Origin of the sequence: Plantibacter sp. CFBP 13570, assembly GCF_014841395.1 — a bacterium.
GTDB lineage: Bacteria > Actinomycetota > Actinomycetes > Actinomycetales > Microbacteriaceae > Plantibacter > Plantibacter auratus.
The window spans coordinates 94052-112921 of record NZ_JACYTW010000001.1; the positions used below are offsets into that span (position 1 = coordinate 94052).

The window sequence follows — 18870 nt, forward strand, 5'->3', positions numbered from 1 at the left end:
GTGCGATCGAATGCGAGACTGGAGGTTCGTGTTCCGCCAGGCAGCGCCGCCGTCCAGACCCGCCAGGAGGTGAATCGCTTGAGGACAGCACCCCCTCGCTCGGGCTTCGCGCGCTTCCTGCGTGTCGTCCGCAACACGATGTTCTGGATCATCGGCGTGATCCTCGCCATCGCGCTGGTGATCTTCGTCTGGTTGCAGCTGACCCCGTGGCCGGGCTCGATGGTCATCCGCATGGCCTTCGACGAGCGGGCGAAGGTCGTGCAATCCGACCTCGTGAAGTACGTCCCAGACGGTGTCGACGTCCGACAGGACATCCCGTACCGCTCCGGCGACGCGGACGCGCTGCTCGACGTCTACACGCCCGACGGGGTGCGCGGCAGCGGTGCCGCCCTCCCGACGATCGTGTGGGTGCACGGTGGAGCGTGGATCTCCGGCAGCAAGGAACTCATCTCCAACTACATGCGCGTGCTGGCCGGCGAGGGGTACACGGCGATCGCGGTCGAGTACACGATCGCGCCAGAGGGCCAGTACCCGTTGCCCATCGAGCAGGTCGCCGACTCGCTCGGCTACCTCGACGCCAACGCTCGCGCGCTCAACGTGGATTCGTCCAAGCTCATCCTCGCCGGTGACTCCGCCGGTGCCCAGATCGCCGCCCAGGTCGCGAACGTGGTCACGAGTTCCGAGTACGCCAGCTCCATCAAGGTCGAATCGCCGATCGAACCGGAGCAGCTCGCCGGGGTGGTCCTCGCCTGCGGGGCCTACGACCTCAGCCTGGTCAACGCCGAGGGCAGCTTCGGGTGGTTCCTCGACACGGTGCTCTGGTCGTACTTCGGAGCGCGCGACTACAAGACCCGACCGGAGGTGGCGTCCGCGTCCGTCGTCGACTATCTGACGGCGAAGTATCCACCGACGTACATCACGGTCGGCAACTGGGATCCGCTCTACCCGCAGTCGGTCGAGTTCAAGGCGAAGCTCCAGGGCCTCGGTGTCGACGTGCAATCGATGATCTTCAACCCGGACTTCCGACCGGGGCTCGAGCACGAGTACCAGTTCCTGCTCAACGACCAGGGCCGGTTCAACCTCCAGCGCATGGACGCCTTCATCGACGGCGTCACCGACACGAGTCTGCCGTTCGGCCAGCAGGGTCCGCCCGTCCGCTGAACGATCGGCGTCAGGGCAGGCGGATGCGTTCGCCGTCCTCGACGAGACGACCGTGGAGCACCGCCTGGGCGAGCGTGAGGTCGAGCCAACGTCGAGCGGTCTCGCCGAGGCGACCGTAGCCGAGCACGGACGCCGCCTGCATCGGCAGCTGCTCGCGGTCGACCTCGTGCTCGGGGCTCGCGGTGATCACGAGCTCCATGGCGTTGCAGATCTCCGCGGGACTGATGTCGGTGACCGCGCGGTGATCGCGATGCACGACCCGGCGGACGCCTCGCCACGTGACGACGTCGAGTCCGGTGGGCCAGGCGAAGCCGTTCTGGACGACGAACGCCTCCGTCACCAGCGCTGACAGCTCGGTGCGGGACTCCTCGGACGGTCGGTCGACGCCGAAGCGCCGGGCGACGATGGTCACGAGTCGCGGGACGGCGATCGGGCCCTCGGTCGTGAGGATCGTCGATGCGACGCGGGTCACGGCGGCCTTCGTGAGCTCGAGGTTGTCGAGGACGGACGCGGGGCCGATGACGGAGTCGTCGGCGAGCTCGAAATCGGTGATGGCGACGCTCAGGGGGACGACCGGGGCCGACGCGGTGACGGGGAGGGCGACCGGGTCGACCAGGCCGGTCGTGGACCGGTCATGGGCTGGTGCTACCTCGCCGACGTCCGGGCCGGCGACGGGCGTCCGGGGTGCGTGCGCGTCGCGGTCGTCCAGCGGCGCCGAGTCGTCGGGCTGCTGAGCAGGGGGTGTCGGCGTCGCCCGGGATGTGGGATCCGGCGTGCGCCGTGGCGAGTGGTCCGCTGCGGACTCGGCGTCGTTCGTGTCCGGCGTGGCCGGCGTCGAGGGGTCCTCCGAGAGCGCACGTTCAGCGCGTTCGCGCCAGGCCTTCGGGAGCCATGTCGACTTCGCGACGAAGCCGTTCCACCCGCGACTCACGGTGCCACGCTCCGCTCGGAGCGCGGGCTGGCAGAGCGACGATGCCCTGCGGGGTGGGTCGACGAGGTCAGAGGTGGCACCTCCACAGGATAGACCGCGGCGGACGTGCGCTCAGCTCGCCGTCTGCCGACGCGCCTCACGTCGGCGCTCGCGTTCGAGGTCGGCGGCTGCAGCCTCGGCAGGCGTGGGAGCCGTTCCGCCCAGGGCGCGAGGTTGCCACCACGCCCCGGTCCCATCGACGGGATAGTCGCGTTGCAGCTCGTCGACCATGCCCTGCAGACGGTCGCGGAGCTGCTCGGTACTCGTGCCGACGTCATCACCGGGCGCGACGATGATCGGCTCGCCGAACGAGAAGTGCACGGGGACCCCGAACCGCTCGCGGAAGCCGACCCGGTGGTTCTTCGTCATGAGGCGATGACCGCCCCAGACCGCGACGGGGATGATCGGCACGCCGGCCTCCTGCGCGAGGCGCACCGCGCCCGACTTGAGCTCGCGGACGGTGAACGAGGCGCTGACACCGGCCTCGGGGAAGACCCCGACCAGCTCGCCGCTGCGGAGCGCTGCGACGGCGTCGGCATAGGCGGCCGCACCGGCACGCATGTCGACGGCGATGTGCCGCATGCTCCGGAGGAGACGGCCCACGATGGGCTGGTCGAAGGCACCCTGCTTGGCCATGAAGCGGATACGGCGGCGGTTGTGGAGCACGGTCGCCCACTCGACGAGTGCGAACTCGAGGTACCCGAAGTGGGTCATCGCGACCACCGCGCCCCCCTCGTCGGGGAGGTGCTCGATGCCGGTGGCGTGACGGCGCAGGCGCCAGAAGCCGAAGAGGGAGCGACCGACACCGACGGCGGTGTCGTACACGGGCTCGATGCGGCGTCTCATGGCGACACCGTACGACAGGGACCTGGGGAAGTACCGGGCTGGACACCTGGGGAAGGACCGGGCTAGGGGCGCCTCGGGAACCCTTCGCCGGCGGACCGCACGCCCGATACGATCGCAGGATGACGGTGACGCAGACGGGCCGCTCCCGCGGCAGTTACGCCAAGACGGCGGCGAGACGCCGGGAGATCCTCGAGGCGGGGATGGACGTCTTCGCCGAGCAGGGGTTCCGCAGTGGATCGCTCCGCGAGGTCGCGGAGCGCGTGGGCATGAGCCAGGCCGGCCTCCTCCACCATTTCTCGACCAAGAACGATCTACTCGCCGCGATCCTCGACTTCCGGGACGACCGGGATCGCGAGGAGTCCGGCATCGAGATCGGGAGCGGCATCGAAGGCATCCGCGGGCTCCTCCGCCTCGTCGAGCACAACATGCGCGTCCCTGGTCTCGTCGAGCTCCACTGCGTCCTGTCCGCCGAGGCGACCTCACCGGACCACCCGGCGCACGAGCACTTCGTCCGGCGGTACAGCTGGTTGATCGACGGGATGACCGTCTCCTTCGAGGTGATGGCGCGCGAGGGCCAGCTGGTGGCCGGCGTCGAGCCTGCGAGCGCGGCACGCATGCTCATCGCGATGATGGACGGTCTCCAGCTGCAGTGGCTGCTCGACCGTGATTCGGTGGACATGGCCGAGGAGACCCGACGTTCGCTGCGGCCCCTGTTGACCGTCGAGCTGTAGCCCGCGCTCCCCCGCCGTGACCGGGAATTCTCCACATCCGGCGTCATCCATCGGTCCACAACTCATATCTGATATTAGAGTTGGGGTGGCTGCGGGACAACGCGGAGGGGAAGTCCTTATTTTGACTAATTCAAAACAACTCGGTACGGTGGCTGCATGAACGGATTGGAGGTGGAGTCGGCGACGTTCGACTTCAACACGAAGATCCGGGCAGCCGGGCTGCGGGTGACCACGGGACGCCTCGCCGTCCTCGAGATCCTCGCCCGGACACCGCACGCTGATGTGGAGCAGGTGGTCGCGTCCTTGAAGCCGCGAGCCCCGCAGACCTCCCCACAGGCCGTGTACAGCGTGCTCAACGCCTTCGTCGCAGCCGGTCTCGTGCGCAGGATCGAACCGGACGGCCATCCCGGCCGGTACGAGCTGCGCGTCGACGACAACCACCATCACCTGGTGTGCAGCTCGTGCGGCGCCGTGGTCGACGTCGACTGCACGCAGGGTGCGGCGCCATGCATGCACCCCGACGACACGGCTGGGTACGTCATCGACACGGCCGAGATCACGTTCTGGGGCGTATGCCCCGCGTGCCAGGCGGATGCTGCCTGACGCCGTTCCACAGACCACTCGACGGCACCTCCATGCCGATCGTCAGCTGTCACCGCCAAGGTGGCAGTGCTGAATCCATCCGACCGTCCGACCAGCCCCACCCTCGAGGAGAGACATGTCCGAGACCAGCTACACCACCACCAACAGCGGAGCACCCGTCGCGAGCGACGAGCACTCCCAGAGCGTCGGCGCAGACGGAGCGATCGCGCTCCACGACCACTACCTGGTCGAGAAGCTCGCGCAGTTCAACCGCGAACGGGTGCCGGAGCGTGTCGTCCACGCCAAGGGCGGCGGTGCGTTCGGACGGTTCGTCACGACCGGCGACGTCTCCCAGTTCACCCGCGCCGCGCTGTTCCAGCCTGGTGTCGAGACCGAGATGCTCGCACGCTTCTCCACCGTCGCCGGTGAGCAGGGCAGCCCCGACACCTGGCGCGACCCCCGTGGCTTCGCGCTGAAGTTCTACACGAGCGAGGGCAACTACGACCTCGTCGGCAACAACACGCCGGTGTTCTTCATCCGCGATGGCATCAAGTTCCCCGACTTCATCCGCTCGCAGAAGCGTCTCCCGGGTTCGCACCTGCGCGACCACGACATGCAGTGGGACTTCTGGACGCTCTCCCCCGAGAGCGCGCACCAGGTCACCTGGCTCATGGGCGACCGCGGCCTGCCGGGCTCCTGGCGGCACATGGACGGCTTCGGGTCGCACACCTACCAGTGGGTCAACGCCGCAGGCGAGCGCTTCTGGGTGAAGTACCACTTCAAGACCGACCAGGGCATCGAGATCCTCACGCAGGACCAGGCCGACCAGATCGCCGGCGAGGACGCCGACTTCCACATCCGCGACCTCTCCGAGGCGATCACCCGCGGTGAGCACCCGAGCTGGACGCTGTCCGTGCAGGTCATGCCCTACGCCGACGCCGCGGGCTACCGCTTCAACCCGTTCGACCTCACCAAGGTCTGGCCGCACAGCGACTACCCGCTCATCGAGGTCGGCAAGATGACCCTCGACCGCAACCCGGAGAACTACTTCGCGCAGATCGAGCAGGCGACCTTCGCGCCGTCGAACTTCGTCCCCGGAATCGCGGCGAGCCCCGACAAGATGCTCCTGGCCCGCATCTTCAGCTACGCGGACGCACACCGCTACCGCGTGGGCACCAACCACGCACAGCTGCCGGTCAACGCGCCGCACGCGCCGGTGCACACGTACTCGAAGGAAGGTGCCATGCGCTACACCTTCAACGACGCGGACGCGCCGGTCTACGCACCCAACTCGGTCGGTGGCGCCCACGCCGACCCTGCGCGCGCCGCTGAGTCCAACGGCTGGCAGTCCGACGGCGAGCTCGTGCGGGCAGCCGCGACGCTGCACGCCGAGGACGACGACTTCGGCCAGGCCGGGACCCTCGTGCGCGAGGTGCTCGACGACGCCGCCCGCGACCGCCTCGTCGGCAACATCATCGGCCACGTCTCGAAGGTGACGCGCCCCGAGCTCCGTGCCCGGGTCATCGCCTACTGGACCGCCGTCGACGGCACGCTGGGCGCTCGCGTCGCAGCGGGCCTCCCGCCGCTCGTCTAGAGCCCACCGCCGAGAGCGCGGAAACGGTCGCCATTCCTCGTGGATGGCGACCGTTGCTGCGCTCTCGCGGGGTCAGAACCCCATCGGGCCGCCGCCACGGCGCGGCACGCCGCCGGTGCCCTCCGCGAGGCCTCTCGCGCGTTCGCGCTCGACCTCCGCGTCGTTGTCGTGCGAATGGTGTTCGTCGGCCGAGCGGGCGGCGCGGTCGCGCCGTGACACGTACCAGACGGCCGCGATCGCCAGGAGGACGAGCGCGGCGAGGATGACGATGGTGCCGATGTCCATGTGATGCTCCTCTCCTCGTCCATCGACCCTAACGAGGCCTCAGATGCACGCAACCCCCTCGCCCGACGGGCGAAGGGGTTGCGAAAGGGGTGTGTGATCAGCCGGCGACCTGTTTGGCGCGGGCGAAGACCTTCTCGATCTCCTCGCGACGACCCGGCTGCTTCAGCGACAAGGGCGAGGGGTGCGGAGCGTTGAAGGCGCTGTAGGTGTTGCCGAGCAGGGGCTCGACGTGCTTCCACCAACCGTCCTGGGCGTGGGGTCCGCAGAGGACGACGACGCGCAGGTTCTTGAGGAGGGGCAGGAGGGCGCGCAGTTCCATCGCTCCCTGAGCGACCTCGGGCGCGTTCGGCTTCTTCCGCCCGGCGCTCAGGTACCACGGGACGATGTTCCACACCATGACGTCGTCGAAGCCGATGTCGTTCCGCAGATTCCAGAGGCTCTCGGCGATCGGGTCGTCGTTGTCGACCGAGGCGAAGCCGGATCCCGGGGCGTCGAGGCTGTCGGGAGCAAGCGTCCCCGGGGCGTCGAGGAGGATCAGCGTCTTCGCGTTGACGGCCGCGTCGGCCGGGTCGACGAGCGGGAGGACGAGGTCCGCCTGCCGCCGTCCTCGGCGGGTCATCATCGCGTCCGACCAGTCGCGCAGCGGTGCGAGTGCCGGCGACTCGGCCAGCATGCGGTGTCGTTCGGCCAGTTCGTCGGGGTCTTGCAGCCCGCGAGGGGCATCCATATGCATCTTCCGAGCGTAGCCCGTGACGGCTGCCCCGTCATCGTCTGAGCCGGTTCTGAGGCTGAAGATGCTGCACAGGACGGTGGATTCGTGCCCGTCAAGCCGGGGCGGACCGGGTTGACGCGGGCCTAGGCTGGCCAGGATGACTGACGAGCGAACCGCCCCCGACGACCGGACGAAGTGGCGCGCGTTCGCCATCTGCGTGTCGGTCGCCGCCCTCACGATCCTCGACCTCTCGAAGGTCAATGTCGGACTGCCGTCGATCGAGCAGGCGCTCGACGCCGGCCCGACCGCCCTGCAGCTGATCGTCGCCGGGTACGCCCTGGCCTTCGGTCTCATCCTCGTGCCCGCCGGGCGTTACGGCGACCTGCACTCGCGGCGTCGCATGTTCATGATCGGCCTGAGCGTGTTCGGGGCGGCCAGTCTCGCGTGCGCCGTCGCACCGAGCGTCGGCATCCTCATCGGCGGGCGGATCCTCCAGGGCATCGCCGCGGGTCTGCTGATGCCGCAGGTCATCGGGCTCATCCAGCAGTTGTTCGTGGGGAAGGAGCGCGGCCGCGCCTTCGGGCTCTTCGGAGCCATCATCGGCCTCTCGACGGCGTTCGGACCGACGCTCGGCGGTCTGCTCATCGCCATCGGCGGCCCGGAGGACGGCTGGCGCCTGCTCTTCTGGATGAACGTCCCGCTCGCGATCATTCTGTTGCCGATCGCCGCCCGATTGCTGCCCAAGCAGCAGCCGCACGAGGCGGGTGCCGGATCGCTCGACCCGGTGGGCATCGTGTTCCTCGGTCTCGCCGTGCTGTCGCTCATGCTGCCGTTCGTCCTGACGACCGGTTCCCCGGGCGACGACCCGGCGCGTTGGTGGTTGCTGGTCGCGTTCGCCGTCTTCGCCGGCCTCTTCGCCTGGTGGGAGGGTCGCTACCAACGCGCCGGGAAGACACCCGTCGTCGACTTCTCCCTGTTCAAGCTCGGCAGCTACCGCAACGGCGTCCTGATCTCCACGACGTACTTCGCGGCGATGCCGGCCACCTTCCTCACGCTCACGCTGTTCGTGCAGCAGGGGCTCGGGCTCGAGCCGGTCTTCGCGGGCATGATCACGATCCCCTTCGCCCTCGCCTCAGCCGTCAGCTCGTGGTTGAGCGGGCGGGTCGTCGACCGCCTCGGACGCCCCCTGGTCGTCGGTGGGCTCGTACTGGTCGTGGTGGGGTTCAGTCTCAACTCGCTCCTCGCGTTCATCACGCCCCCGGAGATCACGCCGTACGCGATGGGTGCCGCGATGCTCCTGGCCGGCATCGGCGGCGGCGCGGTGATCTCTCCCAACCAGACGCTGATGCTCGCGGACATCCCCGTGGCCTCCGGTGGTGTCGCCGGATCGATCGGTCAGCTCGGCCAGCGCATCGGCACCGCGGTCGGGCTCGCCGCCGCGACGGCCACCTTCTACGCGACCGTGTACTCGGAAAACGGCGGCGATGCGTCGGGCGCCTCGCTCGACGTCTATCACGACGCGTACCGCAACAGCACCCTCGTGACGATCGGCTTCGTCGTCGTGGCGCTCGTCTTCGCGCTGCTCGACACCCGTTCGCGGAAGGTCAACGCCGTCGCACCCGAATCCTCCAAGTAAGGGTGACCTGAGTTAGGGTAGCCTCAGTCGCGGCCGCCGGAGCCGCCGGAGGAAGGGGCTCGAGTGGCTCGCACGAATGCCGAGACGGCGCGCATCAAACCCGAGGCGGCGACACTCCTCACGCTGCGGGTCGTCCGCCGCTCGCGTATCTCGCCGAACATCGCCAGGGTCACCCTCGGTGGCGGTGACATCGCCGACTTCACGTTCCTCGGTTACGACCAGTGGTTCCGGTTCTTCATCCCGGTCTCCGAGGGCGGGCTCGAGCGGCTGCCGACCAAGCTCGACATGCTGGCCTACGCCAAGTACCTCGCGATCTCCAAGTCCGTGCGACCGGTGCTCCGGAACTACACGGTGCGGGATTTCCGGCGCGACGGGCCCGACGGGCCGGAGCTGGACGTCGACTTCGTCATCCACGGGTCGGCCGCCGAGGGGACTGCGGGGCCCGCGGCGAGCTGGGCCCAGTCATGCGAGGTGGGCGATGCGGTGGCACTGCTGGACGAGGGGCGCATGTTCAACCTCCCGGCCGACGTCGACCGGGTGCTGCTGGTCGCGGACGAGACCGGACTCCCCGCCGTCGCAGGCATCCTGACCTCGCTTCCGGCGTCGACCGTCGGGACGGCGATCGTCGAGATCCCCTCCGCCGCCGACGCGCAGGACGTGCGAGTCCCGGACGGGGTCGAGCTGCGATGGGTGGTCCGAGAGGATCCGCACGACATCCCTGGACGAGCGGCGCTGGCGGCCGCGACGGCCCTCGGCGTGCCGCCCAGCCCGTGCTACGGATGGGTCGTCGGAGAGCAGTCCCTGGCCGCGAACGTGCGTCGGCTCTGGGTCCGTGGTGGCATGCCGAAGGACCGTGTCATGTTCTGTGGCTACTGGAAGGCCGGCAAGGCGCACTGATCGGCCGCTGGTGTCGGCGTTCTGGTCGACCTCGCCGCTAATTGGGTCGATCGCCCGAATTCGGGGTGTCCCCGACGCGCTGGGCTGACGGCTCCACTAACCTCACGACATGCCTTCTCCCGCCGGTGCGACCGGAAACACGATCGGCGCGCTGCCGACCGGCGTCGCGACGGGTCTGATCCGGACGGTGACCGGTGGATCCGCCGACCGGGCGTTCGAGGTCGATGTCCCCGAAACAGCCTCGAGCGCTGCGGACACGTCGTCGCACTCGCACGACGCCCTCCGCAGCTGGGACGTCGTCCGCTCCACCTTCCGACCAGGTGAGGCCCTGACCTTCGACGAGCGCTACCGGTACGCCCAGCTCCCCCTGATCGACGCCGACCACCCGCTCGCGCTCGCGGCGAGTCCTGACGGCGTCTACCGTGGCGGGCGGTACGCCGAGGCGCGCCTGGCGGTCGTCGTCCCCGTCCCGATCGAACGACTGTTCGTCGATCCGATCTTCCTGAGCTACGAGGCCGATCTCGCCTCGGCACCCTTCGCCCCCAAACTCGCACGAGGCATCGAGCTCCGACGCGCCCACCGCTTGCACGCGACGCTCTCCTCCATCGATGCGGACTCCGGGTTCCTCGACGGGCTGCGGACGAGCGTCGGCGCGTTCACGCCCTTCCGGGTCAGGCTGGCGGGCCCCGTCATCGGCGGCTTCAACCGCGGACGCTGTTACCTCCCCGCCATCGCGGACGCCTTCGGCCCCATCCAGCGGGCCGTCGGTGGGCGTCCATCACCGCTCGTCGGGGTGGGCCTGCACCACTTCCGCGATGAGCTCGACGCTGCCGAGACCGCGGCGCTCGCCGCATTCCTCGAGCGTTGGCGCGACGTCACCCTGTTCGAGTGGACGGTCACCGAGCTGGCGATCACCTCGACCAACGACGATCTCGTGCTCAGTGGACGCACGCTCGCGCGCATTCCGCTCCACGCGGCCGACTGACACGCCGCGTCTCCGGGGTCAGCTCGCGGTGAGTCGCCTGACCATCGGGAGGTCGGGGGTCGCCCAGTCCAGTCCGAGGAGCTGTTCGCGGGTGACCCAGCGCAGTTCGTCATGGTCCGTGCTGTGGACCGGGGGTGCCCCTCGGAAGACGACCTCGTAGCAGGCGAGGTCGATGACGAGCTCGCCCACGGTGACGGTGGAGCGGTCCAGCAGCGCCCCCACAGCGACGTCGGCGTCGAGCTCCTCGCGCAGCTCACGAGCCAGCGCGTCCTGCGGTTGCTCGCCGGGCTCGACCTTGCCGCCGGGGAACTCCCACAGTCCACCGGACGCCCGCCCGGGTGCCCGCCGACATGCGAGCACGGTGTCGTCCTGTGAGGCGACACCCGCGACGACCTGGATCGTGGTGGTCATCATGCGCTCCTGTCCCGTGGCGTCGTGGTCGCTGTCCAGGCTAGGGGACGCGGGATCGAGGACGCCCGACGCCGCTCCACAGACGGCTCCCCCTCGGCTGACGACAGCCTGCGTCCCGCGGCGGCGCCGTGGTCGGTGGTGCGTGCCAGACTGACAGCGATCGGAGGCGGACCAGCCCCCGCAGTAGTCGTCTCGAAAGGCACCCACCGCACCGATGTTCCTCCTCGACGGTTCCGCCATCACGAGCGCCAGCGACCTCTCCAACGCCTCCTACTGCGAGTTCGCCTTCCTGCGCACGGTCGACGCGAAGCTCGGTCGGATCGAACCGATCGTACAGCCCGAGGACGAGATGCTGATGCGCACCTCCAAGCTCGGCGACCAGCACGAGCTGCGCGTCCTCGAGTCGTACCGCGCCGAGTTCGGCACCGGCGTCGTCGAGCTCGACCGCCCCGACGTCCGAGACGCGGTGGCGCTCGCCGCAGCCGTCGAGTCGACGATCACGGCGTTCCGCGACGGAGCCCCGGTCGTCTTCCAGGCCGCGTTCTTCGACGGATCGTTCATCGGCTTCGCCGACTTCATCGTGCGCCGGCCCGACGGCCGGTATCGCGTGCAGGACACCAAACTCGCGCGCTCACCGAAGGTGACCGCCCTCCTCCAGCTCGCCGCCTACGTGGAGCAGCTGGAGACGGCCGGGATCCCGGTCGACGACGACGTCGACCTCATCCTGGGAGACGGCACCGTCAGCACCCACGCGGTGGCCGACATCCTGCCGGTGTACCGTCGCCGCCGTGCGCGCCTGCTGCGGATCGTCGCCGAACGGCTCGAAGCCGACGCCCCGGTGGCCTGGGGCGATCAGCGCTACAGCGTCTGCGGACGATGCGCGTGGTGCGACGCCGAGATCACAGCCTCACGCGACGTCCTGCTGGTGGCCGGGCTCCGGTTGACGCAGCGCGACCGCCTGCTGGCGGCCGGCATCGCCACGATCGACGATCTGGCGTCGCTCACGCTCACCGGGTCGACCGAGCGACCAGGGCCGCACGGGCCGTCGGGTGGCGCCGGCGGGACGGTCGACGGCATCGCCGAGAGCACGCTCGCTGCGCTGCGCGAGCAGGCGCACCTGCAGCTCGAGCCGTCACCCGCCGCCGGCGTGCCGGCGTTCCGCGTGCACGACGCCGCGGCGCTCGGGCTCCTGCCGCAACCCGATCCGGGCGACGTCTTCTTCGATTTCGAGGGCGACCCGCTGTACACCGAGGGCGAGCCGGGCGACGCCCGACGGGGCGACCGCACGAGGTGGGGCATCGACTACCTGTTCGGCCTGGTCGACACCGACGGCCGGTTCCGATCCTGGTGGGCGCACGACTTCCATGAGGAGCGCACGGCCCTGATCGACTTCCTCGCCTACCTCACCGCCCGCCGTGCCGAGTTCCCGGGCATGCACGTGTACCACTACGCCGCCTACGAGCGGACGCACCTGCTCTCGCTGGCCGCCCGGCACGGGGTCGGGGAGGACACGATCGACGACCTCCTCCGCGAGGCCGTGCTGTTCGACCTCTACCCGTTCGTCCGCAAGACGGTGCGTGTCGGATCGCGGTCGTACTCGATCAAGAAGCTCGAGCCGCTCTACATGGGTGAGGACCACCGCGACAGCGACGTCACCGACGCCGCGGCATCCATCACCGCCTACGCGGAGGCGCGCGAGCTGAGTCGGAGCGGCGACCCGGAGCTCGTCGCCGAAGGCGAACGGAAGCTCGCCGAGATCGCCGAGTACAACGCGTACGACTGCGAGTCGACCCGTCGGCTGCGGAACTGGTTGCTCGACCTCGGTGCGGAACGGGGCGTGCTGCCGGGCACCTTCGTCACCGACGCACCTGAGCCCCTGGTGGACGAACCGACGCCGCTCCACGACGCGCTGACGGCGTTGGCCGGAGACCCCCTCGACCCCGAACGCTCCGACGACGCCACCGCGTATGCGCTCGCGGCGGCCGCCATCGACTACCACCGGCGTGAGCACAAATCGTTCTGGCAGGAGCACTTCTCCCGACTCATCGCCGCGCGCGACGAATGGGAGGACACCCGGAACGTCTTCACCGTCACCTCGGGAATCGTCGAGCGCGACTGGTTCCGCGAGGGACGGCAGCGCAGCGACCGCCGTCACGTCCGACTCCGCGGCCGATGGGCTCCCGGCAGCAGTGTGAAGGTCGGCGCCGACCCGTTCGCGGTCTACGACCACCCGGGACCGTACACGCTCCCCCGCGCCGAGCCCGGCTCGCGACCGGCGGGGCAGATCACGGTCCTCGAGGTCGACGACGACTCCCTGCTCATCCAGGAGACGCTCAAGACGGATCGTGAGCCCTACACGGAGCTGCCGGTCGCGCTCACGCCGTCTCCTCCCCCGCGACCCGGAACACAGGTCGACGCGATCGCCGAGTGGGGGCAAGCGGTCCTCGACGCCTCTCCAGGGTGGCCGGACGACGGCGTCGTCGACATCCTGCGGCGACGGCCGCCCCGCACGAGCTCGGGTGAGCCGCTCCCCCACCGCGGAGACGGGCGGACGATCGAGGACGTGACCGCCGCGTTGCTCGACCTCGACGACTCGGCGCTCGCCGTCCAGGGGCCGCCCGGAACCGGCAAGACCTACGTCGCCTCGCACGTCATCACGGCCCTCGTGCAGCAGCACGGCTGGCGGATCGGGGTCGTGGCGCAGTCGCACGACGTCGTCGAGAACCTCCTCGAGCGTGTGGTGAAGGCGGGGCTCTCCCCCGCGCTCGTGGCGAAGACCCTACGATCCGGTGCCGACCCGGATGCTGAGCGCGGCTACACGGTCCTCCCGGCCAATGGTCATGGCGCGTTCATGGCCGAGCAGACCGGCGGCTTCGTCATCGGCGGGACGGCCTGGGACTTCAGCAACCCCAACCGGTTCGACCGGAGATCGCTCGACCTCCTCGTCGTCGACGAAGCCGGTCAGTTCTCGCTCGCCTACACGATCGCGGCGAGCGTCGCCGCGCGGAACCTCCTGCTCCTGGGCGACCCGCAGCAGCTGCCGCAGGTGAGCCAGGGGACGCATCCCGAACCGATCGACACCTCGGCCCTCGGATTCGTGGCCGACGGTCGCGACGTCCTCCCTCCGGAACTCGGCTACTTCCTCCACGAGACCTGGCGGATGGATGCCGCGGTCACCGAGCCGGTCTCGCGGTTGTCGTACGGCGGCGAGCTGCGCTCAGCAGCGGCCACGACGAAGCGGCGTCTGGAGGGTCGTGCGCCGGGACTGCACGTCGTCCCGGTCCACCACGTCGGAAACGCGACGAGTTCGCAGGAGGAGGCCGACCGCGTCGCCGAGCTCGTCCGGTCGAGCATCGGGCTCCGCTGGACCGATCCGGATGCCGGCCGCATCGACGACCCGGTGGGCGAGGCCGACATCATCGTCGTCTGTCCCTACAACGCCCACGTCGCCGTCGTCCGAGCGACGCTCGACGCGGCCGGGTTCGACGGGGTGCGCGTCGGGACCGTCGACAAGTTCCAGGGTCAGGAGGCCGTCATCGCGATCGTGTCGCTGGCCGCGTCCTCCCCCGCCGACGTCCCGCGGGGCATGTCGTTCCTCTTGATGAAGAACCGACTGAACGTCGGGATCTCCCGCGCCCAGTGGGCGGCGTACCTCGTGCACTCCCCCGCGCTCACCGAGTACCTGCCGGTCACGCCGGAGGGCGTGGCCGAGCTCAGTGCCTTCATCCGGTTGGTCGACGGCCACTGACCAGCTCCGCCGGGGCTGCGGAGGGGCGAGGATTCCGTCGCGCCGCGTCGGTGCGACCGTTCTGCGCCGCCTTCGCGAGCCACCGCTGACGCTGCTCCACGGTCGAATCCTTCACCCGACCGAACCGGTTCACGGCGACCGGCTTGATCCCGCAGAACCGGAGGGTGGTGGTACGGAGTTGCTTCACCGTCGTGTCGCCGACGAGCGGCAGGTACCACGAGGGCGAGTCCGACGTGACGATCACCCGACCGGTACGGCCCGCCAGCAGCCCCTCAGGGAGGCCGTTGGACTTCATCCGGTAGGCGCGACGGGGCAGCAGCAGGCGATCGAAGAACCCCTTGAGCAGTGCGGGCATCGATCCCCACCAGACCGGAGCCACGATCACGATGTGGTCCGCGGCGAGGATCTGCTCCCACGCCCGTTCGAGGTCGGGTTCCAGGTCTTGACGGCGGGTGTAACCGAGGCGGAGGTTCGGGTCGAACGCGAGGTCGCGGACGGCGAGGACGGTGGCGTCGCCGTGCGCCTCCGCGTAGCTGGTGGCGAGGGCGGCGCAGAGGGACCCGGGGTTCGGGTGTCCGTCGATGACGAGGGCGGGCATGAGTTCTCCAACAGTTGTAGGTCTGGACAGTGCCAAGAATCTGGACACTGTCCACTTCCGGCTGGAACCGACTCTACGGGTACGATGTTGCTTGTGTCAAGATCGACGACGACGTACCACCACGGCAACCTCGGGCCGGCGCTCGAGGACGCTGCACTCGAACTCATGCGGACGCAGGGCCATGCTTCGTTGAGCCTGCGGGAGGTCGCACGCCGTGCCGGGGTCAGTCACAACGCGCCGTACCACCACTTCGGCGACCGGACCGCGCTCCTGAAGCGGCTGAGTGAACGCGGCATGGCCGAGCTCTTGGACGCCATGCGCGAAGAGCGGGAGGCGACGGCGGGTCGAGACCCACGGGAGGCGGCCGTCCGGATCGGTTCGACGTATGTGCACTACGCGGCGCAGCACCCGGAGCGGTTCCGCCTGATTTACGACCCCGAAGTCTGTGTCCCCGGCTCACCGAGTGAGGCTATGGCGCCACTCATCGGAGGCGTCGAGGCGCTGCTCGCCGAGACGACGGCGTCGCTGGCCCCCGGCGCCGAGCCGCAGGTCATCGCCGCCCTGACCACGGCGGTCTGGGCGGCGGTCCACGGGCTCGCGGAACTCGTCGTCGCCGGACACATCTCCGAGGCAGCGGCCCGCCCTGCGCTGGAGGCGTTGCTCACGCGACCCTGAGGTGGCGTCTCGCATGGAGCCTGTACACGATCGTCATCCGGGAAACGGTCGGGAAGCTCAAAGGTCGTTCATGGTCGAACCAGACGATTCACTCGGATTGCGGGAGTCAGATGATCTCAGCACCCCCGCCGAGAGGAATCCCCGTGAACACCACCCCAGACCCAGAACGCCCTGAGCCGCGTCCAACGGACGGCACTCGAGCGGCGGAGACGCCGCAGTCGTCCCCCGCTCTCGATCCGTACCAGCCGCCCACCGGCTCGTACCAGCCCCAGCCCGGTGTGGACGTCACTCCCCCGGCCGGCTACCCCGGGAACACGGCCGCGGGTGGTCAACGACGCGAGCCCACGACGCCCTTCGGTTACGCGACGGCTCCCCACGCGACGAGCGGTCACGTGTGGCCCGGTCATCACCAGGGCCCGCAGGGTCAGTACGGACCGTACGCCGCCGGCCAGGGCCAGTACGCGCCCTCCGGCACCTGGCAGCCCCAACCGTACGGACAGCAGACGATCCCTCAGCCGCTGTCGACCACGGGTACTCCCGCGAAGAAGCAGCCCATCGGCTGGATCATCGCCGCTGCGACGGCCGCCACGGTCGTGTCCCTCGTGACCGGTGGCCTCGGCCTCGCTTCGCTGGCGGCCGGCGCGTTCCAGAGCGTCGCCGCCTCCTCACAGGTGACGGAGACGGTGCCGGACGACGGCGGTCAGAGCTTCCGCGCTCCCGGTGGGCAGCCTGGGCCGCAGCAGGCGACGCCGGATGCCGCGACGGCGAACACCCGGAGTGCCACCGCCGCTGAATCCGTGGGAGTCGTCGACATCGACACCGAGCTGGCCTACCAGGGGGCCGCCGCCGCGGGAACCGGGATGATCCTCACCGCCGATGGCCAGATCCTGACCAACAACCACGTCGTCGCGGGAGCGACGAGCATCGTCGTCACCGTCGTGGCGACCGGAGAGAAGTACGACGCACGCGTCGTCGGGACGGATGCCACGAACGACGTCGCGCTCCTGCAGCTCGACGGCGCCTCAGGGCTGGACACCGTCACGATCGACGACGACGGCGGCGCAGCCGTCGGTGACGCCGTCACCGGGGTCGGGAACGCCGGCGGCACGGGTGGGACGCCCAGCGCGGCGGACGGGTCCGTGACCGCCCTCGAGCAGGACATCACGGTCCAGGATGAGGCGACCGGGGCGGGCAAGCAGCTGACCGGATTGATCCAGACGGACGCGGACATCCAATCGGGCGACTCCGGCGGGCCGCTCTACGACTCGGAGGGCGAGGTCGTCGGCGTCGACACCGCTGCCTCCTCCGGTGGGACCGACATCGACGGATTCGCCATCCCGATCGACGACGCGTTGTCCATCGTCGACCAGATCCGCACCGGCGTCGAGACCGACACCGTCACGATCGGCTACCCGGCCTTCATCGGGATCGGTCTGGCAGCGTCCGGCGCAGCCCAGACCGTGCCGGGTGCCGTGGTCGGTTCGGTGATCGAGAACACGCCGGCGGCGTCGATCGGCCTCGCAGCCGGCGATGTCATCACCGGCCTCAACGGTGTCGCCATCGACTCCGCTCAGACCCTGACGGCGACGATGGCGACGCTCGAGCCCGGGCAGACGGTCTCCGTCACCTGGACCACGGCGAGTGGAACCTCCCAGACCGCTGACGTGACGCTGATCGAGGGCCCGGTCGGCTGATCGCGTGGTCGGGACGCTCGACGACTCCTCACCTCCGGCCCGCCGCCGGATCCGAGGAGTCGTCGACGTCTGCCCAGTAGGCTCGGGAGGCGGTGCCTCGCCGCGTCCACCGGAAGGAACCGCTCGTGACCCGCTTCCTCGGAGTCGACCTCGCCTGGGGCGAGGGGACCGGCTCCCGCGCGGCGAACGAGTCGGGACTGGTGTGCATCGACGAGACCGGGACCGTCATCGAGGCCGGGTGGGCCGTGGGGATCGACGCCGTCGTCGCCTGGATCGTCGCCACCGCCTCACCGGGCTCCGTGATCGCGGTCGACGCCCCTCTGCTCGTCCAGAACGAGACCGGCATGCGTCTCTGTGAACGTGAGGTCGGGCAGCGGTACGGGCGCTGGCAGGTCTCGGCCTACCCGTCGAACCTCGGCCTGCCCGCGCTCGGTGGTGTCGCGCTCTTCACGGCGCTGGAGGCGGCGGGGTTCCAATACTTCGACGGACTGAGCACGCCGGCGGCGGATGCCGTCGTGTTCTTCGAGGCCTATCCCCACACCACGTTGGTGGGTGCCGAGGAGTTCGGGTATCCGGATGCGCGGCCCCGCTACAAGCGCCTCGACCCCGGTCTCCCAGTCGCCGAGCGACGGCGACGCCGCGCGGAGGTCTGTGACGACCTCATCTCGCGCCTGCAGGCGCTGACCTCGGCGACTCCGCCACTCGACCTCGACACCCACCCGGTGACGGCGCTCCTCGTCGCGGAACCGTCGCCGCTGGAGGAGTCGGCGCACAAGCACCGCGAGGACCTCATCGACGCGGCCATCTGCGCGTGGACGGCATCCGCTTGGTCCCGTTGGGGGCTCGAACGGTTCCAGGTCCTCGGTGCCTCGGATGCTCCGGACGACCGTGGGCGTGTTCCGACGCTCCTCGCGATGGCGCGACCCGAACAGCGCCCCAAGCCGGACATTCCGATGTCGGCATATATCACTTCGTCTCCAGGACTGGCATCCTAGCCACCATTGGAGCCCGTCGCGCCGCAAGCCACAACAGTTCACAACCTCGATGAAGGACATATGAAGAAGAAGGCATACGCTCAGGACGACGCTCCGGCGGAATCGAACACGATCGAGTTCGTCCCCGGCGGAGCGGCGAACGCCGACGCGTCACCCGCGGCCTCGACGCGAGCGCCCTCCCCCGCTCCGACGACCGTCGAACTCCTGCGCAGTGCCACCTGGCACCTCGAGCACGCACGGGTGGTGGGTCACCCCGACGACGTCGAGTTCGAAGCGGCGAGGTCGGCGTTGGCGGAGGCCGTCTTCGACCTCGAGCACGTCCAGTACGGGGAGACGACTCGCGGCTAGGG

18 protein-coding genes are annotated in these 18870 nt (G+C 69.6%); 12 read left to right on the forward strand and 6 right to left on the reverse strand.

The genetic code is table 11. The features are described 5' to 3' along the window. The first annotated feature begins 78 nt into the window (after positions 1–78). Positions 79–1161: an alpha/beta hydrolase gene (locus IFT89_RS00430; RefSeq protein WP_161578587.1), complete on the forward strand. Its 1083-nt coding sequence runs from the start codon at positions 79–81 to the stop codon at positions 1159–1161. A gap of 10 nt (positions 1162–1171) precedes the next feature. Here IFT89_RS00430 and IFT89_RS00435 read toward each other — a convergent pair whose 3' ends face one another. Both IFT89_RS00435 and IFT89_RS00440 read right to left on the reverse strand, forming a co-directional pair. Next, the gene (locus tag IFT89_RS00435) at positions 1172–2092 is read right to left on the reverse strand and encodes a hypothetical protein (protein WP_202937910.1); all 921 of its coding nucleotides are present in this window, start codon (positions 2090–2092) and stop codon (positions 1172–1174) included. Positions 2093–2203: 111 nt separating this feature from the next. Then, the gene (locus IFT89_RS00440) at positions 2204–2977 is read right to left on the reverse strand and encodes a lysophospholipid acyltransferase family protein (protein ID WP_124767815.1); all 774 of its coding nucleotides are present in this window, start codon (positions 2975–2977) and stop codon (positions 2204–2206) included. 119 nt (positions 2978–3096) lie between these two features. Between IFT89_RS00440 and IFT89_RS00445 the strand changes: the two genes are divergently transcribed. From IFT89_RS00445 to IFT89_RS00455, 3 genes are all read left to right on the forward strand, one after another. Beyond that, a complete protein-coding gene (locus IFT89_RS00445; protein ID WP_064294065.1) occupies positions 3097–3708 on the forward strand; it encodes a TetR/AcrR family transcriptional regulator in 612 nt (203 codons plus the stop codon). 156 nt (positions 3709–3864) lie between these two features. Beyond that, the gene (locus IFT89_RS00450; RefSeq protein WP_191939941.1) at positions 3865–4311 is read left to right on the forward strand and encodes a Fur family transcriptional regulator; all 447 of its coding nucleotides are present in this window, start codon (positions 3865–3867) and stop codon (positions 4309–4311) included. Positions 4312–4426: 115 nt separating this feature from the next. Beyond that, positions 4427–5884: a catalase gene (locus tag IFT89_RS00455; RefSeq protein WP_079704299.1), complete on the forward strand. Its 1458-nt coding sequence runs from the start codon at positions 4427–4429 to the stop codon at positions 5882–5884. Positions 5885–5956: 72 nt separating this feature from the next. On the opposite strand, the gene IFT89_RS00460 is transcribed toward IFT89_RS00455, so the two are convergent. Continuing rightward, positions 5957–6169, reverse strand: coding sequence for a hypothetical protein (locus IFT89_RS00460; protein WP_137242951.1), 213 nt, complete (start codon positions 6167–6169; stop codon positions 5957–5959). Between the two features lie 97 nt (positions 6170–6266). Continuing rightward, positions 6267–6902 (reverse strand): uracil-DNA glycosylase, encoded by a 636-nt coding sequence (locus IFT89_RS00465; protein WP_158596626.1) that lies wholly within the window; start codon positions 6900–6902, stop codon positions 6267–6269. 136 nt (positions 6903–7038) lie between these two features. On the opposite strand from IFT89_RS00465, the gene IFT89_RS00470 reads away from it, so the two are divergent. The 3 genes from IFT89_RS00470 (at position 7039) to IFT89_RS00480 (ending at position 10399) form a co-directional block, all read left to right on the forward strand. Further along, a complete protein-coding gene (locus tag IFT89_RS00470) occupies positions 7039–8517 on the forward strand; it encodes an MFS transporter (protein ID WP_124767811.1) in 1479 nt (492 codons plus the stop codon). A gap of 63 nt (positions 8518–8580) precedes the next feature. Continuing rightward, complete coding sequence (locus IFT89_RS00475; protein ID WP_124767810.1) at positions 8581–9414, forward strand: siderophore-interacting protein; 834 nt, start codon at positions 8581–8583, stop codon at positions 9412–9414. A gap of 109 nt (positions 9415–9523) precedes the next feature. Then, positions 9524–10399: a hypothetical protein gene (locus tag IFT89_RS00480; protein WP_124767809.1), complete on the forward strand. Its 876-nt coding sequence runs from the start codon at positions 9524–9526 to the stop codon at positions 10397–10399. A gap of 18 nt (positions 10400–10417) precedes the next feature. Here IFT89_RS00480 and IFT89_RS00485 read toward each other — a convergent pair whose 3' ends face one another. Further along, complete coding sequence (locus tag IFT89_RS00485; RefSeq protein ID WP_124767808.1) at positions 10418–10810, reverse strand: (deoxy)nucleoside triphosphate pyrophosphohydrolase; 393 nt, start codon at positions 10808–10810, stop codon at positions 10418–10420. Positions 10811–11024: 214 nt separating this feature from the next. Here IFT89_RS00485 and IFT89_RS00490 point away from each other — a divergent pair, with 214 nt between their 5' ends. Next, complete coding sequence (locus tag IFT89_RS00490; protein ID WP_202937911.1) at positions 11025–14558, forward strand: TM0106 family RecB-like putative nuclease; 3534 nt, start codon at positions 11025–11027, stop codon at positions 14556–14558. Here IFT89_RS00490 and IFT89_RS00495 read toward each other — a convergent pair. Continuing rightward, complete coding sequence (locus IFT89_RS00495; RefSeq protein ID WP_137242957.1) at positions 14533–15156, reverse strand: NAD(P)H-dependent oxidoreductase; 624 nt, start codon at positions 15154–15156, stop codon at positions 14533–14535. The genes IFT89_RS00490 and IFT89_RS00495 overlap by 26 nt on opposite strands. 93 nt (positions 15157–15249) lie before the next feature. On the opposite strand from IFT89_RS00495, the gene IFT89_RS00500 reads away from it, so the two are divergent. From IFT89_RS00500 to IFT89_RS00515, 4 genes are all read left to right on the forward strand, one after another. Beyond that, positions 15250–15831 (forward strand): TetR/AcrR family transcriptional regulator, encoded by a 582-nt coding sequence (locus tag IFT89_RS00500; protein WP_229939165.1) that lies wholly within the window; start codon positions 15250–15252, stop codon positions 15829–15831. Positions 15832–15974: 143 nt separating this feature from the next. Next, the gene (locus IFT89_RS00505; RefSeq protein ID WP_307783353.1) at positions 15975–17525 is read left to right on the forward strand and encodes a S1C family serine protease; all 1551 of its coding nucleotides are present in this window, start codon (positions 15975–15977) and stop codon (positions 17523–17525) included. A 125-nt stretch (positions 17526–17650) separates the two neighbouring features. Next, entirely contained in the window at positions 17651–18520 is an 870-nt protein-coding gene (locus IFT89_RS00510; protein ID WP_202937912.1) for a DUF429 domain-containing protein, read from the forward strand. A gap of 60 nt (positions 18521–18580) precedes the next feature. Continuing rightward, positions 18581–18868, forward strand: coding sequence for a hypothetical protein (locus tag IFT89_RS00515; RefSeq protein WP_202937913.1), 288 nt, complete (start codon positions 18581–18583; stop codon positions 18866–18868). Positions 18869–18870 lie beyond the last annotated feature (2 nt).